Origin of the sequence: Streptomyces sp. NPDC006265 (genome assembly GCF_040613555.1) — a bacterium.
Lineage (GTDB): Bacteria > Actinomycetota > Actinomycetes > Streptomycetales > Streptomycetaceae > Streptomyces.
The window spans coordinates 1-1,203 of the sequence record NZ_JBEXSH010001480.1; the positions used below are offsets into that span (position 1 = coordinate 1).

Annotated in this window: 1 protein-coding gene; it reads left to right on the forward strand. The window is 75.5% G+C overall.

What is annotated here, in order from left to right; translation table 11 throughout:
- Window positions 1-1,203, forward strand: a 1,203-nt coding sequence (locus ABZ281_RS49965; RefSeq protein WP_356665540.1) for an acyltransferase domain-containing protein, incomplete at both ends; no start/stop codon positions are given.

A 1,203-nucleotide genomic window follows, 5' to 3' on the forward strand; every position in this document is an offset into this window, starting at 1 on the left:
ATCCCTGGCATTTGTCCGATACCTGTCTCGGGGGGTGAATTATCGTGGGTTGATTCCCGGCGCGGCATGGCGAGCGGCCTGTACGCCGCCCACCCGGCCGCCCGGCGGGTCCTCGACCGGTGCGAGGAGCTGTACGCCGACGAGTTCGGCGGCAGTCTGCTCCCGCTGCTGCTGGAGGAGTCCGCCGACGACGGGGTCTGGCCGACCGAGACGGCGCAGACCGCCCTGTTCGCCCATCAAGCAGCGCTCGCCGACGTGTGGCGCGCCACCGGCATGCGCCCCGCGCTGCTGTTCGGCCACAGTGTCGGGGAGTACGCGGCCCTCTACGCGGGCGGCGCCCTCACGCTCGACGACGGGCTGCGGCTCACGGCGTGGCGCGGACGGCTGATGCAGACGGCCTGCCCGCCGGGCGGCATGCTCGCCGTCCGCACCGGGGAGGCCGAGGCGGAGCGGATCGCGCGGGCCGCGGGGGCCGCACTGGCGGCGGTCAACGGGCCGCGCTCCCAGGTGATCTCCGGTCCGCCGGACGCCCTCGAGGAGGTGGTACGCCTGCTGGAGGAGGAGGGCCTGCGATGGCGGCGGCTGCCCGTCGACAGGGCCTTCCACTCCGCCGCGGTCGAACCGGCTCTGCGCGCTTTCCGCCCGCACGCCGAGCGGGTGGCCTACGGCCCGTTGCGCACGCCACTGGTCACGGCGGCCGACGGACTGGTGCGCCCGATGGGCTGGACCCCGGACGCCGACTACCTCTGCGGCCAGGCGCGCCGGACCGTCCGCTTCGATCTGGCCATGGCCGCGGCGGCGGCGCAGGGGTGCCGGGACTTCGTGGAACTGGGCGCCGGGAACACCCTCACCGGCCTCGGCCGCCACTGCGTACCGGAGAGCCGCTGGCTCGAAGGGCAGGGCGCCGGTCCGGGAGCGGCCGACCAGCTGCGCGGGCTCCTCACCTCGCTGGGCTCGCTGTACCGCAGGGGGGCCGACCTGGAGTGGGGCGCGGTGAACACCGGCGGGGGCAGGGTGCCGCTGCCGGGTCATCCCCTGCGCAGGCGCCGGGTGGTGTCGCTCCTCACGCCCCCGGCCCAGGCCCCGGCCCCGGCCCCGCACCATCCGTCTGGACCGCCCGCCACCCCCTTGGAGGAACCCACCGTGCCGGACGAACTGCTCGCCGACGTATGGCGGCTGACCGCCGAGGGTCCTCGAAGCGTG